11 protein-coding genes are annotated in these 23,385 nt (G+C 69.9%); 2 read left to right on the top strand and 9 right to left on the bottom strand.

Translation table 11 applies throughout. The features are described from left to right. Window positions 1-37 precede the first annotated feature (37 nt). Entirely contained in the window at window positions 38-4,258 is a 4,221-nt protein-coding gene (locus ITJ69_RS13330) for a hypothetical protein (RefSeq protein ID WP_194672980.1), read from the bottom strand. 90 nt (window positions 4,259-4,348) lie between these two features. On the opposite strand from ITJ69_RS13330, the gene ITJ69_RS13325 reads away from it, so the two are divergent. Beyond that, on the top strand, window positions 4,349-5,179 hold the full coding sequence (locus tag ITJ69_RS13325; protein WP_131847077.1) for an aldo/keto reductase: 831 nt from the start codon (window positions 4,349-4,351) through the stop codon (window positions 5,177-5,179). 85 nt (window positions 5,180-5,264) lie between these two features. On the opposite strand, the gene ITJ69_RS13320 is transcribed toward ITJ69_RS13325, so the two are convergent. The 7 genes from ITJ69_RS13320 to dnaK all read right to left on the bottom strand — a co-directional run bounded on the left by ITJ69_RS13320 (window position 5,265) and on the right by dnaK (window position 15,254). Then, the gene (locus tag ITJ69_RS13320; RefSeq protein WP_194672979.1) at window positions 5,265-7,319 is read right to left on the bottom strand and encodes a lectin-like domain-containing protein; all 2,055 of its coding nucleotides are present in this window, start codon (window positions 7,317-7,319) and stop codon (window positions 5,265-5,267) included. Window positions 7,320-7,418: 99 nt separating this feature from the next. Further along, window positions 7,419-8,564, bottom strand: coding sequence for a class I SAM-dependent methyltransferase (locus ITJ69_RS21000; RefSeq protein WP_159573465.1), 1,146 nt, complete (start codon window positions 8,562-8,564; stop codon window positions 7,419-7,421). A gap of 148 nt (window positions 8,565-8,712) precedes the next feature. Further along, the gene (locus ITJ69_RS13310) at window positions 8,713-11,118 is read right to left on the bottom strand and encodes a M60 family metallopeptidase (protein WP_134195406.1); all 2,406 of its coding nucleotides are present in this window, start codon (window positions 11,116-11,118) and stop codon (window positions 8,713-8,715) included. A 38-nt stretch (window positions 11,119-11,156) separates the two neighbouring features. Continuing rightward, window positions 11,157-11,567 carry a heat shock protein transcriptional repressor HspR gene (locus ITJ69_RS13305; protein WP_123293837.1) on the bottom strand — a complete coding sequence of 137 codons (411 nt, stop codon included), beginning with the start codon at window positions 11,565-11,567 and terminating at the stop codon, window positions 11,157-11,159. Window positions 11,568-11,692: 125 nt separating this feature from the next. Then, the gene (locus ITJ69_RS13300; RefSeq protein WP_194672978.1) at window positions 11,693-12,703 is read right to left on the bottom strand and encodes a DnaJ C-terminal domain-containing protein; all 1,011 of its coding nucleotides are present in this window, start codon (window positions 12,701-12,703) and stop codon (window positions 11,693-11,695) included. A gap of 23 nt (window positions 12,704-12,726) precedes the next feature. Then, complete coding sequence (locus ITJ69_RS13295; protein WP_131921354.1) at window positions 12,727-13,386, bottom strand: nucleotide exchange factor GrpE; 660 nt, start codon at window positions 13,384-13,386, stop codon at window positions 12,727-12,729. A 2-nt stretch (window positions 13,387-13,388) separates the two neighbouring features. Further along, window positions 13,389-15,254 carry a molecular chaperone DnaK gene (dnaK, locus tag ITJ69_RS13290; protein ID WP_131847083.1) on the bottom strand — a complete coding sequence of 622 codons (1,866 nt, stop codon included), beginning with the start codon at window positions 15,252-15,254 and terminating at the stop codon, window positions 13,389-13,391. Window positions 15,255-15,517: 263 nt separating this feature from the next. On the opposite strand from dnaK, the gene ITJ69_RS13285 reads away from it, so the two are divergent. Next, on the top strand, window positions 15,518-22,231 hold the full coding sequence (locus ITJ69_RS13285; protein WP_194672977.1) for a beta strand repeat-containing protein: 6,714 nt from the start codon (window positions 15,518-15,520) through the stop codon (window positions 22,229-22,231). A 267-nt stretch (window positions 22,232-22,498) separates the two neighbouring features. Here ITJ69_RS13285 and ITJ69_RS13280 read toward each other — a convergent pair whose 3' ends face one another. Further along, window positions 22,499-23,374: a glycosyltransferase family 2 protein gene (locus ITJ69_RS13280; RefSeq protein ID WP_194672976.1), complete on the bottom strand. Its 876-nt coding sequence runs from the start codon at window positions 23,372-23,374 to the stop codon at window positions 22,499-22,501. Between the last annotated feature and the right edge of the window lie 11 nt (window positions 23,375-23,385).

Raw genomic sequence — 23,385 nt, 5'->3', positions numbered from 1 at the left:
TGTTGGCTGCGCTGTGTCGTGCCGGCGCCGCTGCGCGTCAGACCTGGCGGTCGTCCGGGCGGCGCTGGCGGCGCCAGAGCAGCAGGACCGCTCCGGCGAGCAGGAGCACGATCGTCGCGGGGACGCCCATCGCGAGGACGGTCGATCCGGTGAACGCGAGTTCCACCGGCGCGGCGGAGGGCTTCTCGGCGGCGGGCACGGGCTGCGGCTCGGCGTGCAGCTTCGTGTGCACCTCGAGCGAGAACACCCAGACCGGCTTCGTCGACGCCGCGGCGGTGGTCACGCCGAACGTCGCTGGCGTCGCGGTCTGCCCCGTGCTCGCAGCACCCGGCTCCTCGGTCGTGGCACCGTCGGCGCGCGTGACCTGGCCGGCCACCTGACCGGTGATCGCGACCTCGCCGGTCGCTGCTTCTTCCTCGGTCACGACGTGCGCGTCGCTCTCGCACGTGGCACGCTGCCCCGGCTCGACCGTGGACTCCTCGCAGGTCACCGCGGGCATGCCCTCGGCCTGCTGCAGGTCGTGCACCGCGAGGTTGCCGGTGTTGAGCACCTCGTAGCGGACAGACACGCGGTCGCCCGGGCGCAGCACGTGGTCATCGGCGACGACCTTCGTGCTGCCGTCGGTTCCGTGCAGCACCGGCTCGGCGGACAGGTCGAGGGCGCTCTTCGCCGTCAGGCCGACCTGGACCTCGTCGCGCGAGGTGACGGAGTCTCCGGCGGGACCGGTCGCGTCGAGCACCGCTGCGACCGTCACTGTGCCGTGGTCGACGTCCGCCTGGGTGAGCACGTACTGCGGGGTCGTGCAGTCGATCGACGCACCCGGTGCGACACCCTCGCCGACGCACTCGACCGGTAGACCGGCGAGTTCGACGACCTCGGCGCGGGTCCCCGTCAGCGTGACGTTCCCCGCGTTGGTGGCGCGGATGCCCACGCTCACGTGGTCACCGGCGCGCGGCGCCTCGTGCTCGGACTCCGCCAGGTGCGCGGTGACCTGGACCTGCACGCCCGGGGCGCGCTCGATCGCAGTGCCGGCCTTCGCGCCGGCAGTCACGGTCTGGTCGTCCGGGCCGACGGCCGCTGCGGTGAGGGCGAACTGCACCTTGCCCGCGTCGACGTCGCCCTGGGTGAGCGCGTACTCCGCCGCTGCGCAGTCCGCCGAAGCACCGGGAGCGACCCGCTCGGCGGGGCAGGCGACCGTCGTGCCGGCCCGCTCGTCGACGATGCCGCTCAGGTCGTGCACCGTGACGTTGCCCGTGTTTGTGATCGACATGCGGACCGATGCCGTGTCGCCCGCGGTCGGGGCTCCGTGGTCGGTGTCGTCGAGCGCAGCCGTGGCCGTCGTCGTGATCGACGGCGCTCGCACGATCGAGAGTGTCGTGTCGGCACGGGCCTCGACGCGCTGACGGTCGGCACCGGTCGCTGCGCTCGACAGCACGAACCGGACGGCACCGCTGTCGACGTCGCTCTGGGTGAGGGTGTACTCGGACACCTCGCACGTCACCGCGGCGCCCGGGGCGAGATCGTCGTCCGGGCAGTCGACCTCGAGGCCCGCACGGTCTTCGACCTTGCCGCGGATGCCCGTGACCGTGACGTTGCCGGTGTTCCGGATCGTCATCGTGACCGTCGCGGTGTCGCCGGCCAGGGGGACCTCGTGCTCGTTCGCATCGAGGACGCTCGTCGCCGACACGGCGATGGCCGGCGCGCTGACGAGCTCGACCACCACGGTGTCCGATGCCTGGGCACGCGAACCGCCGGGGCCGTTCGCGTGGACCGTGAGCGCGAATTCGACGGCGCCGGCGTCGATCTCGTCCTGCGTCAGGACGTGGTCGCCGACGGAGCAGGTCGCCGCGGCGCCGGGGGCGAGCGCACCCTCGGCGCACTCCACGTCCAGGTCGCGGCCGTCCACCTCGGCAGCGAGGCCCCGCAGGGTGGTGTTGCCGGAGTTGCGCGCCGAGACGGACAGCTCGACGTGGTCACCGGCCTTCGGTACGCGGGACTCGTCGGCCAGGCCGGCGGTCGCGGTCGCGACGATGCCGTACTGGCGGTCGACGGTCACCGACGCAGAGTCCGAAGCAGTCACGCGACGGTCGTCGGGTGCGGTGGCGGTCGAGGTCACGGCGAACCCGACCGTGCCGGCGTCGATCTCCCGCTGGCTCAGGGTGTGGGCCGGAACGGTGCAGTCGACGCTCGCGCCGGGTGCGAGCGGGGAGGTCGGGCAGGAGACGGGCATGCCGTCGCGGTCCTCGACCTCGGCGGCGACGTCGCGGAGCGTGACGTTCCCGATGTTGCGTGCGGCGACGCTCAGCGTGACCTCGTCACCGGGAGCGGGGGTCTTGCCGGCGGTGTCGAGCGTCGGGGTGACGGTCGTGGCGAGCGCGGGGGCCTGGGCGACCGTGGTCTGTGCGGTCCGGGCGTCACCACGGACCGGCTGACCGGCGGCGTCGACTGCGGTCATCGTGGCGACGAACGTGACGGTGCCGCGGTCGACGTCGTGCTGCGAGACGGGGTGCGAGCCCTCGACGGCGCACTCGATGGACGCGCCGGGCGCGAGGCGGGTCGGCGGGCACGCGACGGTCATGCCGGGCTCGTCGGCCACGGTCACCGCGAGGTCGCGGATCGAGACGTTGCCCTCGTTGGTCACCGTCACCGTGAGCCCGATGTCGTCACCGACCGCGGGGGCACCGCCACGGACGACGGGCGTGATGGCGAGCAAGGCGCGCGAGGTGGTGGTCGAGGTGGGGACGGTGGCGGTTGCGCTGGCCGTCACGGCCTGGCCGGCGCGCGATCGTGCAGAGACCGTGGCGGTGTCGTCGATCGAGCCGTGGTCCAGGTCGTCCTGCGTGACCGGGCGGGGAGCGGTCGCGCACGCGGCGGATGCTCCGGGGGCGAGCTGCTGCACGTCGCAGTCCGCGTCGCCGTTCGGGCTGGTCAGCGTGACGTCCCGCACCAGGACGTTGCCGGTGTTGTCGACGGTCGTGCGGAACGAGACGGTCTCGCCGAGGTCGGCGACGGCGTCACCGTTGCCGCCGGACAAGACGGCCTGGTCGGTGACGCGCAGCTCGTTCACCTCGGGGGCGAAGGTGATGCTCGCCGAGCCGGTCGGCAGGTCGACGCCGGTGCGCTCGGTCACGGCGTCGGCACCGATCGTGTACGTGCCGGGAGCCGAGGCGCTGACGTCGAACGTCACCGTGCAGTCCGGTGCGTCGATGTCCAGGTCGCCCGACGCACCGATGGTCGTGGCATCTGCCTCGACGTCGAGGTCCGCCGCGGCGCAGGTGGTCGCGACCTTCGGGTCGGACGCGACGCTGAGGCCTTCGGGCAGCGTCTCGGCGAAGGACCAACCGGGCTTCGAACCGTGCTCGCTCGTGTTCACGACGCGCGCCGTCATGCGCGCGGTGTCCCCGACGATCGGGGCGCCGGAGAACTCGTTCGCCAGGGTCGGGGTCGAGTCGACGATCGTCACTCGGTCGATCGCGCCGTCGTTGCCGCTGTAGGACGACTGGGCGTTGCGGAGACGCCATCGCAGGGTGTCGCCGGAGAAGAGCACGCCGCCGTTCGAGACGAACTCGCCGCCCTTGTACGTGTTGCCGCCCGCGGTGAAGGTGCTCGAGCGAGGGTCGTTGCAAGGGTCGAGGGGACGCTCGGACACCGGGTGCTCGGCAGATCCGTCCACCAGCAGGAAGTCGAGCAGCGGGTGGTCGAACCCGACACAGCTTCCGGCGGCGGCGCTGACACCGAACGACACGAAGCGTCCGGTCTGCCCGAGCGAGAAGTCATCGCGCGACTCGATCTGAACGGCGTTCCGCGGCAGGTTGCGCGACGCGGTCCAAGCACTCACGACGTGGTTGGTCTCCGGGTCCTCGCCGGTGATCTGCCCGAGGACCGACCCGAGCTGCTTGAGCTGGGGGTTGGCGTCGCAGGATGCCATGTCGGAGCTGCTGGCGCTCGTGACGATGCCGTTGCACTCAGCGGCGTTGATCCACGCCGGGTCGGCCGTGTAGGTCTCACCGTTCGCGCCCTTGTACGCGTTCAACAGCACCGGCGTCGTCGTGACGCCGTTCTCGAAGTCCTCGACGAACAGGATCGTGGAGTCGGCGGCAGAGTCGGTCCGTGCGGATCCGGCGTCGGCCGCGGGGGCCGGGACTGCCGTGGCGGCGAGCGGGGTGGCGAGCGCGGCGACCAGGCCGGCCGCGGTCGCCACGGCGGCGACGCGCGGCGCGGTGCGCGCACGAGGGCGTCGTGAAGCGTGTCGGTTCATCGCGCCAGAATACCAATATTCTGCATTTGACTTGAACGGTCCTGGGAGCGAGCGGAATGCCTGGGAGCTGGTCGGGTGTTGTCTGGACTCATGACCGTTCCGAACATCACCCTGAACGACGGCAAGACCATCCCGCAGCTCGGCTTCGGCGTCTTCCAGATCGACCCCGCGTCGACCAAGGAAGCGACGCTCACAGCGCTCGAGGTCGGCTACCGCCACATCGACACCGCCGAGATGTACGGCAACGAGAAGGAGGTCGGCGAGGCCATCGCGTCGTCCGGCATCCCGCGTGACGAGATCTTCGTCACCTCGAAGCTCAACAACGGCTTCCACGACCCTTCGGCAGCTGCCGAGAACGGCAAGAAGTCAGCTGACCTGCTCGGCGGCTACACCGACCTGTTCCTCATCCACTGGCCGCTGCCCACCGTCTCGGACTTCGTGCCGACGTGGAAGGCGCTCGAGGAGCTCTACGCCGCCGGCACCTCCCGCTCGATCGGCGTCAGCAACTTCCAGGCCCACCACCTGCGCCGCCTGCGTGCCGAGACGGATGTCCCGCCGGCCGTGAACCAGATCGAGGTGCACCCGTACCTGACCCAGGACGAGCTCCGCGCCGTGAACAACGAGCTCGGCATCGCGACCGAGGCCTGGTCCCCGATCGCCCAGGGCCTCGTGCTCGACGACGAGACCATCACCCGCATCGCCGGCGCCACGGGCAAGAGCCCGGCGCAGGTCGTGCTCCGCTGGCACATCCAACGCGGCGACATCGTGTTCCCGAAGTCGGTCACGCGTGCCCGCGTCGAGGAGAACTTCGCGATCTTCGACTTCGAGCTCTCCGACGAGGACATGACGGACATCACGACTCTCGACAAGGGCCACCGAACGGGTCCGGACCCGGACACGTTCGACTACGTCCCGGCCTGATCGCTCGGAACACACGACGAAGCCGCCCGGGGAGACCCGGGCGGCTTCGTCGTCTCCGTCGCGTCCGGAGTCGTACCGGTGTGGATCAGGCGTCGGCGTCCGGGCCCACCTCGAGTCGGCGACGTCGAAGCGTCAGGAGCACGCCACCGGCGGCCGCGAGCCCCAGGCCGAGGACCGCTGCGACGAGCACCCCGTCGGAGCCCGTCCACGCGAGCCGGTCCGGTCCGCCGGACGACGGTCCGCCGACGGTCGACGCGTTCTGGGGACCGTCCCCGGGCCCAGCGGCGGAACCGGCACCCGGTACCGCGGTCGGATCGGCCGTCGGCCCCGCGGTCGGCGCCGTGGTCGGATCCGGCGTGGGTTCCGCCGTCGGCTCCGGCGTGGGCCCCGGCGTCGGGTCGACCGCACCGGCCTCGATCTCCACCCGGAGCTCGGCGGACGCGACCTGCCCGGCGTTCGACGTGATCTCGTACCGCACCGGCGACGCGACCCCGCTGAAGCCGTCCTCGGGCGTGAACGTCACCCGCCCGGCGTCGTCCACGACGTACGTGCCCTCGCCCGGAACGCGCAGCTGTTTGCCGTCGTCGGACAGCTCCGCACCGTCGAGTCCCTCGTCGGTGAGCCGCAGCGAGCCGAGGTCGGCACCGCCGCCGTCGAGCGCGTCGTTCCCCACGACGTCCACGACCACTGGTTCACCCTGCTGTCCGGTCGCAGCGTCATCCGAGGCGACGGCGTCCGGCAGCACGACGTCGAACGCGATCGTGTCCGTGTTGTTCGTCAGGTCGACGTCGCTCACCGAGCCGTCCCGCGCGACCGCGGCCCGCCCTTCGTCGAACCGGCCGGTGGTGAAGTCGGTGACACTCTCCACCGGCGCCGAGTACGTCCCGCTCCTCGTGGTCGCCGGCACGGTCCCGCGGGCCAGCAATTCGATCTGCCCTCCGGGCGGCGCCGTCCAGTCGGTCGCCACGACTCCTGCGCCCTGATCGGCACCGCACGACGCGCCGCCCGTGGCCTCGCACGACCAGGTGACGTCCTCGAGCGGGAGCGCATCGATCAGTGCCGTCGTCCGCGCCACTGCGTCGGTGGGCCCACCGATCGTGGCCGGCCCGTCGTTGACCGATCGGACGCGGAACGACACGTCGTCGCCTGAGGTCACCGGCCCCTCGGTGTCCACTGACGCCGTGGTCACGACGTCGGTCGGCTGTGTGGCCCGCACGTTGCGGATCTCGTGGAACTCGGCCCGCCCGCCGGTCGACGCGCTGAACCCCAAGCGCATCTGGCCAGGCAACGCCGTCGCCGGCAGGTCGGTCGAGATCAGGTGGTGCAGCTCCGCCGGCTCCGAGCCGACGGGGGTGGCGTCCGACATCGTGACGATGGCCGTGATGCCACCGGCGTCCCGGGGCACGACGTCGACCTTCACGTGCCGGTAGGTCGCCGTCTCGGCGTCGACGCCGCGGTCCTCGAGGAACCCGTCGCCGCGGTTGCCCGTCGTCGCCAGCACGGGGTAGCACTCAGCCTCGGCCCCGCGGACGGTGACGGCGTTCTGGATGAACTCCGGCAGCGCGAAGTTGCCGAACCGGTCGAACCCGACGCCGACGACACCGCCGTCCAGTCCTGCCGAGCAGGCGGACTTGCCGTCGAAGTAGCCGAGTCCGCCGCCCACGGGGCCGATGGAGTCGAGCGGCATCGCGGCGTCCTGCAGGAAGAACCCGATGCCGTCGGCGTACCCGGTGTCGGTGGGGCTCCACATCCGCTGGTCGAACTCGACGGTCAGTCCGTTGCTCGAGTCGTACGGCACCTCGTTGTACACCGCCGAGGCCATGTACTTGGCGTTGTCGGTCATCCGCAGCCACTTGCCCGCCGAGCCGTTCTCGACGATCGCGGCCTGCTGGTCGTTCGAGGCGATGCGAGCCCAACCCGACGGCATCGTGGTGCCGACGGGCAGGTCCACGAACGGATCGTGGACCGGGAACGGGTCGACGGCGTGGGCCGGTGGTGCATCTGCGACGACGCCCGCGCCGGCGACGAGCGCGCCCAGGGCGACCATCGGGACCAGCGCGACGGTGACGGCCGCGCGGGACGGACGGGCACGAGGCGGACGGGCCGGCGGTGGAAGAGCACGGGTGGAACGAGTGTGCATGGGAGTCCTCTCTGACGGTGCAGGAGACGACTGCGCACGGGCCGCGGAGTGGTCCTCAAGTATTATCCGTACGATATTCCGCGTTCGGTATGGCGGGCCTCAGTGCGGGGCAGCGACCGACGCCGTGACCGTGAACTTCGGGGTGCGCAGGACCTGCCGCGTCGGCCCGACCAGGCGCTCCAGTACCGGCCGGTAGCGCAGGTGCCCGTTCCACACGCACCACAGTTCGCCGCCGGGCTGCAGGACGGTGGCCGCGTTCCGGAACATCGCCTCGGCCGCGTCGGTGGTCACCGTGGTGTCCGCGTGGAACGGGGGGTTGCAGAGCACGAGCTGGGCGGACCCGACGGCGAGCTCGTCCCCGGCGTCGGTGCGCAGTGCCGTCACCCGGTCAGCGACGCCGTTCGCCTCGGCGGTCGCCCGTGTGGACGCCACCGCGATCCGGGACACATCGGTCGCGATCACCTTGACGTTCGGCCGCCGCAGTGCGATCGCCGCGGCGATGACACCGTTGCCGGACCCGAGGTCGACGACGGTCCGCGCGGTCGGCACCGCGGCGTCCATCGCCGCGAGCAGCACCCGGGTGCCCTGGTCGAGCGAGGTACCGGCGAACACCCCGCCGTGCGCGACGAGCGTCATGCCGAGGTCGTCGACGTGCACCGATCTGGGCCAGGGATTGGTCGCGGCCGCACGGTTCGCCTGGGCACGCAACGGGTCCTGCGCGATGAGCAGGCGCGACTTCCCCCGCCCCCGCGAAGCCGTGACCTCGCCGAACGAGCGGCGCAGCACGTCGTTCTGCGACAGGTTCATGTACTTGACGTTGCCGCCGCACAGCAGCACGACGTCGGGAGCGGCGAACCGCGCGACGGCCCGGGCGATCTCGTCGAGGCGGTCGTGTGACTTCGACAGCCGCAGCACGACGAGCCGGACGTCGCGGAAGGCGTCCTCGAGCGAGTCCGGATGGTGGAAGCCGCGGAGCCCGAACGTGCCAGCGTTGGCCTCGAGCGCGCGTTCCCCGACGAGCGAGTCCTGCACGACCCGGATGTCCGATGCGCCGTACTGCGTGATGAGCCCGAGGGTCAGGACTCCAAGACGGTCATCGACGACCGCCACCTCGCCGGGCTGCCGCAGGGCGTCCCCGTGCACGTGCGGCGCCTCGTCGATCAGGAACCGGTCGGTGCCGTCGATCGCGATGAGGTCCGGGGCGGTGTCGTCGCGGCGGCGGAAGAGGTCGGCGAAGTCTGGCACCGCGTCAGCGTACCCATCCCTTGACGGCGGACCTCGCAGCGGCGCGGACGACCGCGTCCAGTTCACGCGGACCAGCGTGCGACTGCACGTCGCCGCCCGAGCTCCACGACGGCAGGTCGGTCCGGGGGCGCTCCTCGTTGCAGGGGACTCAGCCGGTGGTGCCCTCCGCACGCAGCTCCAGCGACGAGTCGCCCGCGACCGCGTCGGCCGGGACACGGACGACCGGCTTCCAGCGAAGCGTCGAACCCGGGGGCATCGAGAACCCCGAACCCGTCTGCAGCGTGAACCGCATCGTCGTGCCGCCGTCGGCGAGCGTCCCGCCCCGCAGCACGAGGTTCGCGCTCGTCCGCCAGTCCTCGCCCGGCTTCCGGTACATGCCGGCGAGCGTCGACTGCCCGGGTGCGAAGGTCGTGCCGTCCGGACTGGTCAGCGTGATCGCCCCGGTGATCGTCGAGATCTGGGCGTGGACCTGCAACCCGGCCTCGACCTCGACGTCGGCGCCGCGGGTCAGGGCGGTCTTCGGGCCCTGCAGTCCGGACAGGGACTGCCACCCCGGGATCGCCTCGGGCGCGGTCAGGTGCAGTTTGCCGTCCGCGATCCGGAACGCCTGGGGCGCGCTCGAGTCCGAGATGAGCGAGTCGGAACGGTACGCGGCGAGGAGCGTCGGTTGCGCGTGCAGGACGAGCACGAACTCGCCGTCCGCGTACGGGCGGTCCCGGAAGGTCTCGTCGAGGACCTTGCCCGTCTGGTTGCCCTGCACCGTGCCCGTGGCGAGTACCGTGCCGTCCGCCGCGAAGTGCGTGACGGTCAGGTAGGCGTTCGATCCCCAGGACCAGTGCGCGTCGTAGGACGTGACCGCCCGCCACCGGAGTTCCTCGTTCCGCTGATCGAGCCACAGGTCGCCGACGACGCGGTTCGACGCCCCGCGCAGCACGATCGAGTCCCCGCCGACGGCCGCAGTCCTGACGACGATCGTGTCCTCGGCGCCGGTGTCGCTCCGGAGCCGCACGAGGAGCCGTCCGGTGTCGGTACCGACGGCATCGGCGACCGCTGCGGCGTCCACGGCGGTCGCGCTCCCTCGGCCGCTCGCGGTCCCGAGCCCGGTGACCGTCGGCGCGGCGACCACGTGCTCGCCGACTGGCACGGGCGACACTGCTCCGGTGACCACGCCGACCGGCGGGTCGTAGTCGGGGACGAGTCGTTCCACGATGCGGTGTCGTGAGTCGACGTTGTCCCAGATGGGCTCCCGCAGGTCGGGGAGCGCACCGATGACAGCGCGGGTCGCGTCCGACATCGGGAACCCGAGCTGGTCGTAGAACGGCGCGAGGTCGCGGTCGGCCACCCGCGAGGCGACCTCGACGAAGATCGCGTGCTTGTCGTCGATGGTCAGGGCGTTCACGTTCGTCTTCGCCGCCTCGGCACGCAGCGCCGCGAAGAACCTCGGCAGGTAGCCGTCGCCGAACGCGCGGCGCAGCTGTTCCCATGCCAGGAGCCGGACCCGGTCGTGGGCGCCTTCCCAGTCCCGGTCCGCGATCGGTGTGGTGAAGTACCGCTCGAGGAGCGGGATGCTCTCGTCCCACCGGCTCCCGAACCCGAGTCCGTCCTGCACGGCGAGCGCGGACAGGTTGGTGATGGTCTCCGCGGTACCCGGGAAGATGTTGATCGGTGCTTCGTAGGTGTGGCCGATCTCGTGCCACAGCCCCCACAGCCCACTCAACGGAAGCCGGAAGAGATCGGCGGCAGCACCGGTGCCGGTCTGGAACATGATGCGCGCGTTGCTCGCGTTGGCGTACCCGGCACCGGAGTCGGGTGAAGCGATGTGGATCCGGTGCGGGTACTTGTGCGAGGTCCCGACGGCACGCTCGTCGAGGCCGTACGTCTCGTTCGTGAGCTCGATCACCCGGTCCCAGTTCGCGGTGCGCTCCGCGAGGTCGGCACCGGCGATGGCCGTGCCGGTCTTCGGCTTCTGGAAGTCGCCGAACATCCGGTCCGACACCACCTCGACGAACGGTGCATCGGCGAACCGCCGGAGGTCCGCTGCGAACGAGTCGGCGGTCGATTGGCCCCGGACGTAGGTCGGGACGGCAACACCGCCGGCGATCGTGACCGTCGCTTCTCCGGTGTCCGCCGCGCTGACCATCGAGACCATCCCGTCGTGCGGAGCCGTGACACGGTTCACGCCAGCGGTCAGTCGCGTCTGCTGGTACCCGACATCGGCGCCCGAGTTGTGCGCCGCGTACGGGCCGATCAGCCCGATGGCGACGTCCATCGCCGGCGCACCGGTCGGTACCGACACGGTGACGACGTCGCCGGCGGCGACGAACCGTCCGGCAGGCTGCAGATCACTGTGCCGGAACCGCCGTCCCTCTGCTGTGGCCGCGGCCGCAGCATCACCGATGCCGTGCACCAGGACGCTCGTCGCGTCGCCGTTCGCCGAGTGCTCGATCACCGTCTCGTGGACGTCGACTCCGCCGGTTGCCGCTGCGGCGACCCCGCCACCGATGGCGAGTGCCGTGACGATGAGGACAGCAGGGAGGGCAGGAAACAATCGCATACAGATATTTTACATGCGGTATGGCGATTCGGGAAGGGTCAGCGCGGCCCGCGGTACAACACGATCTGCGTGTTCCGCTGCGGCCGCGCACCGGCCCGCAGCGACACCGCGGCACCCGTCGTCGTCGCCGCGAACACGCGCGCGCCGGGCCGGTTGATGAGCTGGTCGGCCAACGCGGTCTCGAGCTCGCGCACCCGGTCGCGCAGGTCCTTGTTCTCGTTCTCCAGGTCGAGCACCCGCCGGATCCCCTCCAGCGACACCCCCTCGGAGCCGAGGCGCGCGATCTCGCGCAGCTGCGCGACGTCGCGCATCGAGTAGCGGCGGGAACCGCCGCGAGTACGGCCGGGTACGACCAGGCCGAGCCGGTCGTACTGCCGCAGCGTCTGCGGGTGCATCTCGGACAGTTCCGCGGCGACCGCGATCGCGAAGACGGGCGAGTTCTCGTCCATGTCGGTCATGGCGTGCTCCTTCCGTCGTTCGCGTGGGGTGAAAACCAGCCTGGAGGCGCGGTGCGGCTTCCTGACGGAGCCGCGCCGCGCCTCCAGGCCGGGTCTACTGCATTCGGTGCGTGACGCTAGTCACGCGCCTGCGCGAGGATGTCCTCGCGCGGGTTCTCGTCGGGCAGGGTCGCCGCGAGTGCCTCGACGGCCTCGCGCTGCTTGTCCGACAGGTGCGACGGCACCGCGACCTGGACGGTCGCGAGCAGGTCGCCCGTGCCGTTCTTCGTCGCGACGCCACGGCCCTTGACGCGCAGGACGCGACCCGACGGCGTGCCGGGAGCGACCTTCAGCTTGACGGGCGAACCGCCGAGCGTCGGGACCTCGATCGTCGCGCCGAGCGCTGCCTCGACGAACGTCACGGGGACGTCCACGCGGAGGTTCAGCCCGTCGCGCTCGAACACCGGGTGCTTGCGGACCGAGACGGCGACCACCAGGTCACCGGCCTCGCCGCCGTCGGGCGAGGGTTCGCCCCGACCGCGGAGCCGGATCTTCTGGCCGTCCGCGACCCCCGCGGGGATGCGGACGTTCACCGGTCGACCGTTGCCCTGCGACAGCTTCACGGTGTCGCCGGCGATCGCGGTGGTGAAGTCGAGCGTCGTCGACGCCGTGACGTCGCGACCCTTCGTCGGTCCGCCGAAGCCGCGGTAGCCGCCGGACGTCTGGCCGAAGCCACCGCCGCCGCCGAACATCCCGCCGAGGATGTCCTCGAAGCCGCCGGCACCGCCCGGGCCGCCCTGGCCGAAGCGGACGCGCTGTCCGCCCCCGCCCTGCTGCTGCCCGAACATCCCGCCGAAGACGTCCTCGAAGCCACCACCCTGGCCTCCGCCGCCCGCCGTGAAGCGGGCGCCGGAGCCCATGGCACGGACCTGGTCGTACTCCTGGCGCTGCTCCTTGTCGGAGAGCACCGAGTAGGCCTCGCTGATCTCCTTGAAGCGGTTCTCCGCCGCGGCGTCACCCGGGTTGGAGTCCGGGTGGAACTGCCGGGCGAGCTTCCGGTAGGTCTTCTTCAGCTCGGCCTCCGACGCGTCCTTCGACACTCCGAGGACCTTGTAGAAGTCCTTGTCGAACCAGTCCTGACTGGCCACTGGTACCTACCTTCCGTTCCGGCTCAGGCCGGGACCGCCACCGCGACCTTGGCCGCACGCAGGACGCGCTCACCGAGCTTGTAGCCCGGCTCGACGACGTCCGCCACGGTCTGGCCGGTGGCACCCGGGGTCGGGAGCTGGACGATCGCCTCGTGGATGTTCGGGTCGAAGGCTTCACCCTTCTCGCCGATCTGCACGAGCTTGAACTTGTCGAAGCCCCCGCGGATCTTCTGGCCGATGACCTGCATCGGACCCTCGGCGAGGTCACCGTGGGCCTCGGCCCGGGTGAGGTCGTCGAGTGCCGGCAGCAGGGCCCGCACCACTTCGGCGATGGCGACCTCGCGGTTGGCCTCACGGTCGCGCTCGACGCGCTTCCGGAAGTTCACCAGCTCGGCCTGCGCACGGAGCATGTCCGCACGCATCTCGGCGACGAGGTCGCGGTCCGTGTCGGACAGCTTGTCCTCCTGGATACCGCGGGCTGCGTCGTCGAGCAGGGCCTGGTCTTCCGGGGAGAGGTCGTTCGCCGCGTCCGTTGCCGGACCGCCGGCGGCGGGGCCGTCGGTCGGTACTTCGACGTCGGGCCCCTCCGCCTCGATGAGGTCCTCGGGCTCGGCCGCGTTCGTGGCGTCGCCCTCGACCTGGGGTTCGTCTTCGTTGGGCGCGTTGCCCTTGGGGTCCGTCATCGTTACTTCTTGTCCTTGTCGTCCTCGTCGTCCACGACCTCGGCGTCGACGATGTCCTCGTCGTCCGCCGGCTGCTCACCCGCGGGCTGCTCGCCACCGGGTGCGCCGGCTGCTGCGTCCTGCTGGGAGTAGATGGCCTGGCCGAGCTTGCCCTGCGACTCGTTGAGCTTGTCGAATGCCGTCTTCACGGCGTCCTCGTCCTCGCCCGCGAGCGCCGACTTGAGCGCGTCGACGTCGGCCTGCACCTCGGACTTGACGTCCTCGGGGAGCTTGTCGTCGTTCTCCTTGATGAGCTTCTCGATCGAGTAGACGAGCTGCTCGGCCTGGTTGCGACGCTCGTTGGCCTCGCGACGGGCCTTGTCCTCGGCCGCGTGCTCCTCGGCTTCGCGGACCATGCGCTCGATGTCCTCCTTCGGCAGCGACGAGCCGCCGGAGATGACCATCGACTGCTCCTTGCCGGTGCCCTTGTCCTTGGCGGACACGTGCACGATGCCGTTGGCGTCGATGTCGAAGGTGACCTCGACCTGTGGGACGCCACGGGGAGCCGGCGCGATGCCGGTGAGCTCGAACGTGCCGAGCGGCTTGTTGTCGCGGGTGAACTCGCGCTCGCCCTGGAAGACCTGGATCGCGACCGACGGCTGGTTGTCGTCAGCGGTCGTGAAGGTCTCGCTCCGCTTGGTCGGGATCGCGGTGTTGCGGTCGATGAGCTTCGTCATCAGGCCGCCCTTGGTCTCGATGCCGAGCGACAGCGGCGTGACGTCGATGAGCAGGACGTCCTTGCGCTCACCCTTCAGCACACCGGCCTGCAGTGCCGCGCCGACGGCGACGACCTCGTCCGGGTTGACGCCCTGGTTCGGGGACTTGCCACCGGTGAGCTGCTTGACGACCTCGGCCACGGCGGGCATGCGGGTCGAGCCACCGACGAGCACCACGTGCGCGATGTCGTTGACCGAGACACCGGCTTCCTTGATGACGTCGTTGAACGGCTTCTTGGTGCGGTCGAGCAGGTCGGAGGTCATCTGCTCGAACTGTGCGCGCGAGATGGTCTCGTCGAGGTTGAGCGGGCCCTCGGCCGTGAGCGTCAGGTACGGCAGCTGGATGTTCGCCGACATCTGCGACGACAGCTCCTTCTTGGCCTGCTCAGCGGCTTCCTTCAGGCGCTGCTTGGCGATCTTGTCCGTGGACAGGTCGACGCCGTGCTCGTCCTTGAACTTCTTGATCAGGTAGTCGACGATGCGCTGGTCCCAGTCGTCGCCACCGAGGCGGTTGTCACCGGAGGTCGCACGGACCTGGATCGTCGAGAAGTCGTCGTCCTTGCCCACCTCGAGCAGGGAGACGTCGAACGTGCCGCCACCGAGGTCGAAGACCAGGATGAGCTCGTCTTCCTTGCCCTTGTCGAGGCCGTAGGCCAGAGCGGCCGCGGTCGGCTCGTTGATGATGCGGAGGACGTTGAGGCCGGCGATCTCACCGGCGTCCTTCGTGGCCTGGCGCTCGGCGTCGTTGAAGTACGCCGGCACGGTGATGACCGCGTCGGTGACGTCTTCACCGAGGTACTGCTCGGCGTCGCGCTTGAGCTTGCCGAGGGTACGGGCGGAGATCTCCTGCGGCGTGTACTTCTTGCCGTCGATCTCGGTGGTCCAGTCGGTGCCGACGTGACGCTTGACCGACGCGATGGTGCGGTCGACGTTCGTCACCGCCTGGCGCTTGGCGGTCTCGCCGACCAGGACCTCGCCGTCCTTGGTGAAGGCGACGATCGACGGCGTGGTGCGGAGGCCCTCGGCGTTCGCGATGACGGTGGGCTCGCCACCCTCGAGAACGCTGACGACCGAGTTGGTGGTTCCGAGGTCGATGCCTACTGCACGTCCCATGTGTGGTGCTCCTTCTTGCTCGAGGTAAGTCGTTGGACTTGCGTCCGATGGACTCAAGTCTACTCAGACCCCGGCTCGCGTCAACTCAGGGCGGCCGAAGTTGCGTCGATCCCACTCAACTCCCAGCCAACAGCGCGCCATGCAATGTTTCGCATGTCATATGCCATGTGATATTCTGGGCTTGCAGGCTGGCCGAGAGGTCCTGGACTGCGATCCCCCACCGTGCCGCGGATTCCCGGCGGCCCTCCCCGAAAGAACGTCACATGTCTCGAAAGAAGAGGGCAACGGCCCTCAAGTCCTTCGGCGCGGCAGGTCTCGCCGCAGCCACGCTCGTCTCCGGCTTGTCCTTCGGTCCGGCCGCCTCCGCCGCTTCCGCGGCCCCGTCCCCCACCGCATCGGGTGATCGCCTGACCGGCAAGATCGTCTTCAAATACCCTTTCAACGAGCAGTACGCCGCTGTTGATAAGAACTTCGGCTCCAAGTGGTATTCGACGTACGAAGCGGCACTGCAGAACGCCGCTCCAGGATGGGAGATCCCCGCCAAGGGATCAACAGGCATCATCAAGAACAGCGACGGTCGCTGCGTACAGAATCCTGGCTGGGACTTCGGCGGACGGCTGTTCTTCATGGGAGCCTGCGACTCGGTTCAAGCTCAGAGTGGCACTTACTACTCCACCGGTCAGCTGACGATGGCCCCGTGGGCGATGTGGCACAACGGTTCAGGCTTGTCGACTGGCAACCAGTCGAGCCTTGAACTTGCGAGCGGCAAGGACATGCGCCCCGCGCAGTCCCCACTCGTTGCGAAGGTCGACTCCGTGGACAACGTCGCGAAGACTGCCGTCGTCTCCGGCACCGCCACCCCCGGCGCCGCGATCACTGTCAGCGGCACCTCGTTCGCGACCACCGCAGACGGCACCGGCAAGTGGTCCCTCACCGTCCGCGACCTCCCCGTCGGTGCGAACGGCCGCACCATCATCCAGAAGGTGAACGGCACCGAGGTCGACCGCGTCAACGTCACGATCACCATCGGCGCGCCCTCGACGACGCTCGGGACGTACAACCTCACCGGGAAGCCCAACACCGGCGACGCCTTCGCCAACGGCACCCAGGGCACTGTCTCCTGGAACGCACGAGCCAAGACCGGCGAGACCGGCGTCGACATGGAGAGCGGAACCTCGTACTCCTGGCTGTTCACCATGCCCCGCGGCTACGAGGTCTACGACCTCCCCGCCGGGACGAACAACGGCGTGTGGAAGGACGAGTGGATCACCGGAACCAACTCGAACGGCCTCCAGACGCTGATCTACAAGGCCACCAACGTCTCCGCGGTCACGCAGAAGAACGTCGCCAAGGGCGTCGCCACCCGCACCTTCAAGATCCGTGCGACCACGCAGCCGACAGCCGACGCCACCCTGTCCGCCGTGTTCACGGCACCTCCGGGATACACCTCCACCACGCCCCAGGCCTCCACCATCCTCAAGGCCGGCGTCGGGAACAGCGTCGTGGTCCCGGAGACGACTCCCCCGGTCGCACTCAACCGCGGCGCGACGACGACCGTCCCGGTCACCGTCAAGACCACCGGCGCACGCTCGGGCGTCAACGCCACGATCGTCCTCTCTGCGCCCGCCGGCACTACCTTCGCCAACGCCGACACGCGTGCCGTGCAGTACAAGACGCCGGACGGCAACTGGACTGACTCGTCGTACCTCGGGATGCGCAACGGTGTCCGCTCCGACAGCAACACGAAGCTCACATACGCCGTCAACGGCTCCGGCTTCGATGTCCCCGCCGGCACGCTCATGCGGTTCAACACCCTGGTGTCCACGCCCGCCCAGGCCGCTGGCGGCAACAGCACCGTCGGCTACGTGTTCGCTGGCACGAGCACCCAGGGTGCCTTCAGCGCGACGGGGTCGACGGTCACCACGCTCACCGCTGCCGCCACGAGCCCGATCACGGCGAAGGTCGATTCCGTCGACAACGCCGCGAAGACCGCCGTCGTCTCCGGCACCGCCACCCCCGGCGCCGCGATCTCCGTCAGCGGCACCTCGTTCGCGACCACCGCGGACGGCACCGGCAAGTGGTCCCTCACCGTCCGCGACCTCCCCGTCGGTGCGAACCCCCGCACCATCATCCAGAAGGTCGGCGGCGTCGAGATCGACCGCACCAGCGTCACGATCACCATCGTCGAGAACGGCCCCATCATCGGCGTGCCCCAGCCGAACGTGACCCTCAGCCGCACCACACCCACCAACGTGCCGTTCGTGGTCGAGAACCAGGCGACCCGCACCGGCATGGAGGGGACCGTCACGGTTGCCGCTCCAGCCGGCACCACCTTCGCGCCCGGCCAGACCACGGTCACCGGACAGTGGCGCAACGGCTCCAGCGGCGCGTGGGCGAACTCCGAGGTTCTCAACCTCAAGAACGGCCGCCTGTTCGACAACAACCGCCAGATGGAGTTCAACTTCGGCAAGACCGGCGGCTCGCAGAGCGCCGGCCAGCAGTTCCGCTGGAACCTCAAGGTCGACGCCTCGAACGCCACGACGACCTCGAGCCAGATGAACTACCTGTTCATGGGCACCAGCTCCATCGGCAGCTACCGGGTCAACGGCTCGACCCCGACGACCCTCGAAGAAGCCCCGGCGAACCCGGCACCGCTCATCGTCCAGACCCCGACCAACGGGTCCACCGTCACCACCAAGCGCCCGGTGTTCTCCGGCACCGGCGACGAAGGCGCAACCATCGAGGTGAAGGGCAACGCCGGCCAGATCATCGCCACCGCAACCGTCAAGGACGGCAAGTGGTCTGCCCCCTCGGACATCGACCTCACGAACGGCGCCTACGACCTCACCGTCACCCAGACGCCCGTCCGCGGCGACACCTCGAACGCACGCGTCAACTTCACCGTCGAGGCGGCTCCGGAGTCGACCACCCTCGGCATCCACAACCTGGGTGCGGCACCGGACTCGGGCGAGGTGTTCACGAAGGACACGACCGGCAAGGTGCGGTGGAATCCGCAGGTATCGGCGAATCCCACCGGCATCGACATCGAGAACGGCAAGTCCTACTCGTGGACGTTCACCCTGCCGGTCGGCTACGAAGCCGTCAACCTTCCCGATCCGTCGACCTGGTACGGGTGGCACGTGGAGTGGTTGAAGGGCACCACCTCCGACGGCCAGCAAACCGTCACCTACAAGAACACGAACGTCTCCGGCGAGACGATGAAGAACGAAACCACCGACATGGGCGAGCGCTCGTTCAGCATCCGTGCCACCGAAAAGCCGACCGCGGACAGCACCCTCACCGCCTCGTTCACGCCGCCACCGTCGTACACTTCCTCGTCTCCCAAGGGATCGGCGACGCTGAAGGCTGCCGCCGCGCTGACCGCCACGGTCGGGACCGTCGACAACGTCGCGAAGACCGCCGTCGTCTCCGGCACCGCCACCCCCGGCGCCGCGATCTCCGTCAGCGGCACCTCGTTCGCGACCACCGCGGACGGCACCGGCAAGTGGTCCCTCACCGTCCGCGACCTCCCCGTCGGTGCGAACCCCCGCACCATCATCCAGAAGGTCGGCGGCGTCGAGATCGACCGCACCAGCGTCACGATCACCATCGTCGAGAACGGCCCCATCATCGGCGTGCCCCAGCCGAACGTGACCCTCAGCCGCACCACACCCACCAACGTGCCGTTCGTGGTCGAGAACCAGGCGACCCGCACCGGCATGGAGGGGACCGTCACGGTTGCCGCTCCAGCCGGCACCACCTTCGCGCCCGGCCAGACCACGGTCACCGGACAGTGGCGCAACGGCTCCAGCGGCGCGTGGGCGAACTCCGAGGTTCTCAACCTCAAGAACGGCCGCCTGTTCGACAACAACCGCCAGATGGAGTTCAACTTCGGCAAGACCGGCGGCTCGCAGAGCGCCGGCCAGCAGTTCCGCTGGAACCTCAAGGTCGACGCCTCGAACGCCACGACGACCTCGAGCCAGATGAACTACCTGTTCATGGGCACCAGCTCCATCGGCAGCTACCGGGTCAACGGCTCGACCCCGACGACCCTCGAAGAAGCCCCGGCGAACCCGGCACCGCTCATCGTCCAGACCCCGACCAACGGGTCCACCGTCACCACCAAGCGCCCGGTGTTCTCCGGCACCGGCGACGAAGGCGCAACCATCGAGGTGAAGGGCAACGCCGGCCAGATCATCGCCACCGCAACCGTCAAGGACGGCAAGTGGTCTGCCCCCTCGGACATCGACCTCACGAACGGCGCCTACGACCTCACCGTCACCCAGACGCCCGTCCGCGGCGACACCTCGAACGCACGCGTCAACTTCACCGTCGAGGCGGCTCCGGAGTCGACCACCCTCGGGACGTACAACCTCACCGGGAAGCCCAACACCGGCGACGCCTTCGCCAACGGCACCCAGGGCACTGTCTCCTGGAACGCACGAGCCAAGACCGGCGAGACCGGCGTCGACATGGAGAGCGGAACCTCGTACTCCTGGCTGTTCACCATGCCCCGCGGCTACGAGGTCTACGACCTCCCCGCCGGGACGAACAACGGCGTGTGGAAGGACGAGTGGATCACCGGAACCAACTCGAACGGCCTCCAGACGCTGATCTACAAGGCCACCAACGTCTCCGCGGTCACGCAGAAGAACGTCGCCAAGGGCGTCGCCACCCGCACCTTCAAGATCCGTGCGACCACGCAGCCGACAGCCGACGCCACCCTGTTCACCGTGTTCACGGCACCTCCGGGATACACCTCCACCACGCCCGTCGCGATCACGACGCTCAAGGCAGCCGAGATCCCGGCCGACCCGGCACCGCTCGTCGTCCAGACTCCGGCCAACGGCTCGGTCGTGGACACCAAGCGTCCGACGTTCTCCGGTACCGGTGACGAAGGCGCGACCATCGAGGTCAAGGGCAACTCCGGCCGTGTCGTCGCCTCGGCGACGGTCAAGGACGGCAAGTGGTCCGCTCCGGCGGACTTCGACCTCGGCGAGGGCTTCTACGACCTCGGCGTGACCCAGACCCCACTCACGGGCTCCGCCGAGACGAAGCGCGTGAACTTCACGATCCGCACCGAGGCCCCGGCGAACCCGGCCCCGCTCGTCGTCCAGACCCCGGCGAACGGCTCCACGGTCGACCAGAAGCGTCCGGTGTTCTCCGGTACGGGTGACAAGGGCGCACGTGTCGAGGTCAAGGGCACGTCCGGCCGCGTCGTGGCCGCTGCAGTGGTCGATGACAACGGCAACTGGTCCGCCCCGGCGACGTTCGACCTCGGCAACGGTGTCTACGACCTCACCGCGACGCAGACCCCGGTCCGTGGCAACGCCGACTCGAAGCCCGTCTCGTTCACGATCAACGCCTCGGAGTTCTCCACGGCGCTGACCGCCACGGGCGCCTTCGACCAGGACGTCACCAAGCCCGCGACGATCTCGGGCGCGGCGACCACCGGCGCGACCGTCGTCGTCAAGGACAGCCTCGGCAACGAGATCGGCCGCGTCGTCGCAAGCGACGGCCGCTACACGATCCCGGTCCCGGCGAACCGCGCACAGTTCGGCGTGAACGAGTTCAGCGTCACCCAGACGCTGAACGGCAAGACCTCCGCAGCCGTGAACGTCTCGCTCGACTACGGCACGCCGACGCCGATCAACATCACCTCGCCGGCGAACGGCGCGACCGTCAACAAGGAGGGCCTGACCTTCACCGGCACCGGTCAGACCGGCGCGAAGGTCACCGTCCGTGGCACCGTGAACGCGATCGCCAGCGGCGACGTCGTGAACGGCGAGTGGACCGCCAAGGTCGACTTCCCGCTGACGAGCAACCTCTACAACCTGTGGGCGGTGCAGACCACCAAGGGCGGTCTGACCACCCAGCAGGCGATCACCGTGACGGTCACGGACGAGCAGGCGGTCACCCCGCTCACCGCAACGGCGGCGTTCAACACCACCGACGAGAACCTGCCGGCGACGATCTCCGGCGCGGCCCAGATGGACGCGACGGTCACCGTGAAGGCTGCTGACGGCTCGATCGTCGGTACCGCGAAGGCGACCGGCGGTCGGTACACGATCACGATCCCGCCGGCCAAGGCCGCGTTCGGTGTCAACACGTTCACGGTCACCCAGACCGTCAACGGCGCCGTGTCCGCCCCGTTGAACCGCTCGCTCGACTACGGCAACCCCGTCGCCCCGGTGATCTCCACCCCGGCGAACGGCGCCACCGTGACGAACGGCCAGATCCGCTTCACGGGCACCGGCGCCACCGGCGCCAAGCTCGACATGCGCGGCAAGACCTCGTCGATCGGTGACACGAAGGTCGCCAACGGTGCCTGGACGGTCGACGTCTCCCGGCAGCTCACCCCCAACCTCTACGAGCTGCACGCGCTCCAGACGAGCAAGGGCGGGCTGACGAAGCAGGCCGAGATCACCGTCACGGTGCAGGACAAGCGGGTCACGGAGCTCACCGCGGCCGGCTCGTTCCAGGCCGACGTCGAGAAGCAGGCCACGATCAGCGGCAACGCCCAGACCGGCGCGACTGTCGTGGTCCGCGAGGGCAGCACCGTCATCGGCACCACCACCGGCGCCGACGGCAAGTACTCGCTCTCGATCCCGGCCACCGTCGCGGGCGTCCGCACCTTCACCGTCACCCAGACGGTCGACGGTGAGGTCTCCCCCGCCAAGACGGCGACGCTCGACTACGGCACGGCGACCCAGGTCGTCGTGAACACCCCGGCCGAGGGCGCACAGGTCCCCGGAACCGGCATCACGTTCACCGGTACCGGCCAGGCTGGCTCGAAGGTCGTCCTCGGCGGCACCACGAGCCGACTCGGCGAGGCCACGGTCAACTCCGAAGGCGAGTGGTCCACCACGATCAGCCGCACGCTGACCCCGCAGGTCTACGTGCTTTACACGAAGCAGATCACGAAGGGCAACCTGATCGGCGACGCGGTGGTCACGACCATCAACGTCACCCAGTAACACCCCAGCAGGACCCGACGGCCCGACCCCACCCAGGGGTCGGGCCGTTCGGCGTCCCCGGCACCTGCGCAACGCGCAACGCCACCGGCACCGGCACCGGCACCGGCACCGGCACGACAACCCAGCAACCGCAACCGCAACCGCACCGGCCCACCACCCACCGCCCACCGCCGACCGCCCTGCCACAGCCCACAGCCCACAGCCCACAGCCCACAGCCCACAGCCCACGTTCACCAACGACGAAGGCCGCTCAGCGGCGGACTGCGATCAGAAGGCGGCGATGCGGTGCCGCACGGAGCCTGCGAACCGGCCGCAGGCGGCGCCGACGCGCGAGGCGGCGGTGATCCGGGCCTCCTGGCCGGTGCCGGCGAGCAGAACGGCTTTGACCGTCGATGCGAGCTCACGGACCCCGTCGACCGCGCGCCACCGTGCACCGGCGGCGCGGTATGCCCGCAGGAGGCGCGCATCGTCGACGCCGTAGCGGTACGCCTGGTGGAACGCACCGCGGGCCGCGCTGCGCAAGCGGTACTGGACGACCGCCTGCGGGACGAAGACGATGGGCGAACCAGCCGCAGCCACCCGCCAGCAGAAGTCGATGTCCTCGCCGCAGTGCAAGGACTCGTCGAAGCCGTCGACGGCCTCGAGCAGCGCGCGGGTCACGCCGAGCGCACAGCTCGGCGTGTAGGGCAGGTGCCGGAACTTGACGGGCAGCTCCGTCGTCGACGCGGTCACCCGGGCCGCGAGCGCGGGTGCGTTGAGCAGGTCGTACGCCAGTCGGCCGCCGCCGATGCCGTGTTGCTGCACGGCCGCAGCCATCGCCGAGATCCATCCGGGTTCGAGCACGTCGTCCGCGTCGCAGAACAGCACGATGTCGTGTCGTACGGCGCGCCAGCCGACGTTGCGAGCGTGGCTCGGCCCACGGACGTCTGTCGCGTCGACGACGCGCACGGCCCAGCCGGATGGCCACTCCGTGGCGTCGACGAACGGGCGCAGGACGCTGGGCCTGACGCCGTTGGCAGCGAGGACGACTTCGACGTCGCCCTCGTGCTGTTGCACGGCGATCGCCCCGAGCTGCGCGCTCAGGGCGGTGTCGGGTCGACCGACCGGGACGACGACGGAGACGGGCACGGCGGAGACGGGCACGGCGGACTCGC

The sequence above is a fragment of the Curtobacterium sp. VKM Ac-2887 genome, from assembly GCF_015350935.1.
GTDB lineage: Bacteria > Actinomycetota > Actinomycetes > Actinomycetales > Microbacteriaceae > Curtobacterium.
The sequence above is the reverse complement of the archived record's forward strand: the minus strand, read 5'-3'. Positions and strand labels throughout refer to the sequence as shown.

Bases quoted from the DNA above. Each gene is read 5' to 3' on its own strand.
- ITJ69_RS13310 (WP_134195406.1), bottom strand. From the start codon at position 11,118: ATGCGATTGTTTCCTGCCCTCCCTGCTGTCCTCATCGTCACGGCACTC.
- ITJ69_RS13325 (WP_131847077.1), top strand. From the start codon at position 4,349: ATGACCGTTCCGAACATCACCCTGAACGACGGCAAGACCATCCCGCAG.
- dnaK (WP_131847083.1), bottom strand. From the start codon at position 15,254: ATGGGACGTGCAGTAGGCATCGACCTCGGAACCACCAACTCGGTCGTC.
- ITJ69_RS13320 (WP_194672979.1), bottom strand. From the start codon at position 7,319: ATGCACACTCGTTCCACCCGTGCTCTTCCACCGCCGGCCCGTCCGCCT.
- ITJ69_RS13330 (WP_194672980.1), bottom strand. From the start codon at position 4,258: ATGAACCGACACGCTTCACGACGCCCTCGTGCGCGCACCGCGCCGCGC.
- ITJ69_RS13305 (WP_123293837.1), bottom strand. From the start codon at position 11,567: ATGGACGAGAACTCGCCCGTCTTCGCGATCGCGGTCGCCGCGGAACTG.
- ITJ69_RS13285 (WP_194672977.1), top strand. From the start codon at position 15,518: ATGTCTCGAAAGAAGAGGGCAACGGCCCTCAAGTCCTTCGGCGCGGCA.
- ITJ69_RS13295 (WP_131921354.1), bottom strand. From the start codon at position 13,386: ATGACGGACCCCAAGGGCAACGCGCCCAACGAAGACGAACCCCAGGTC.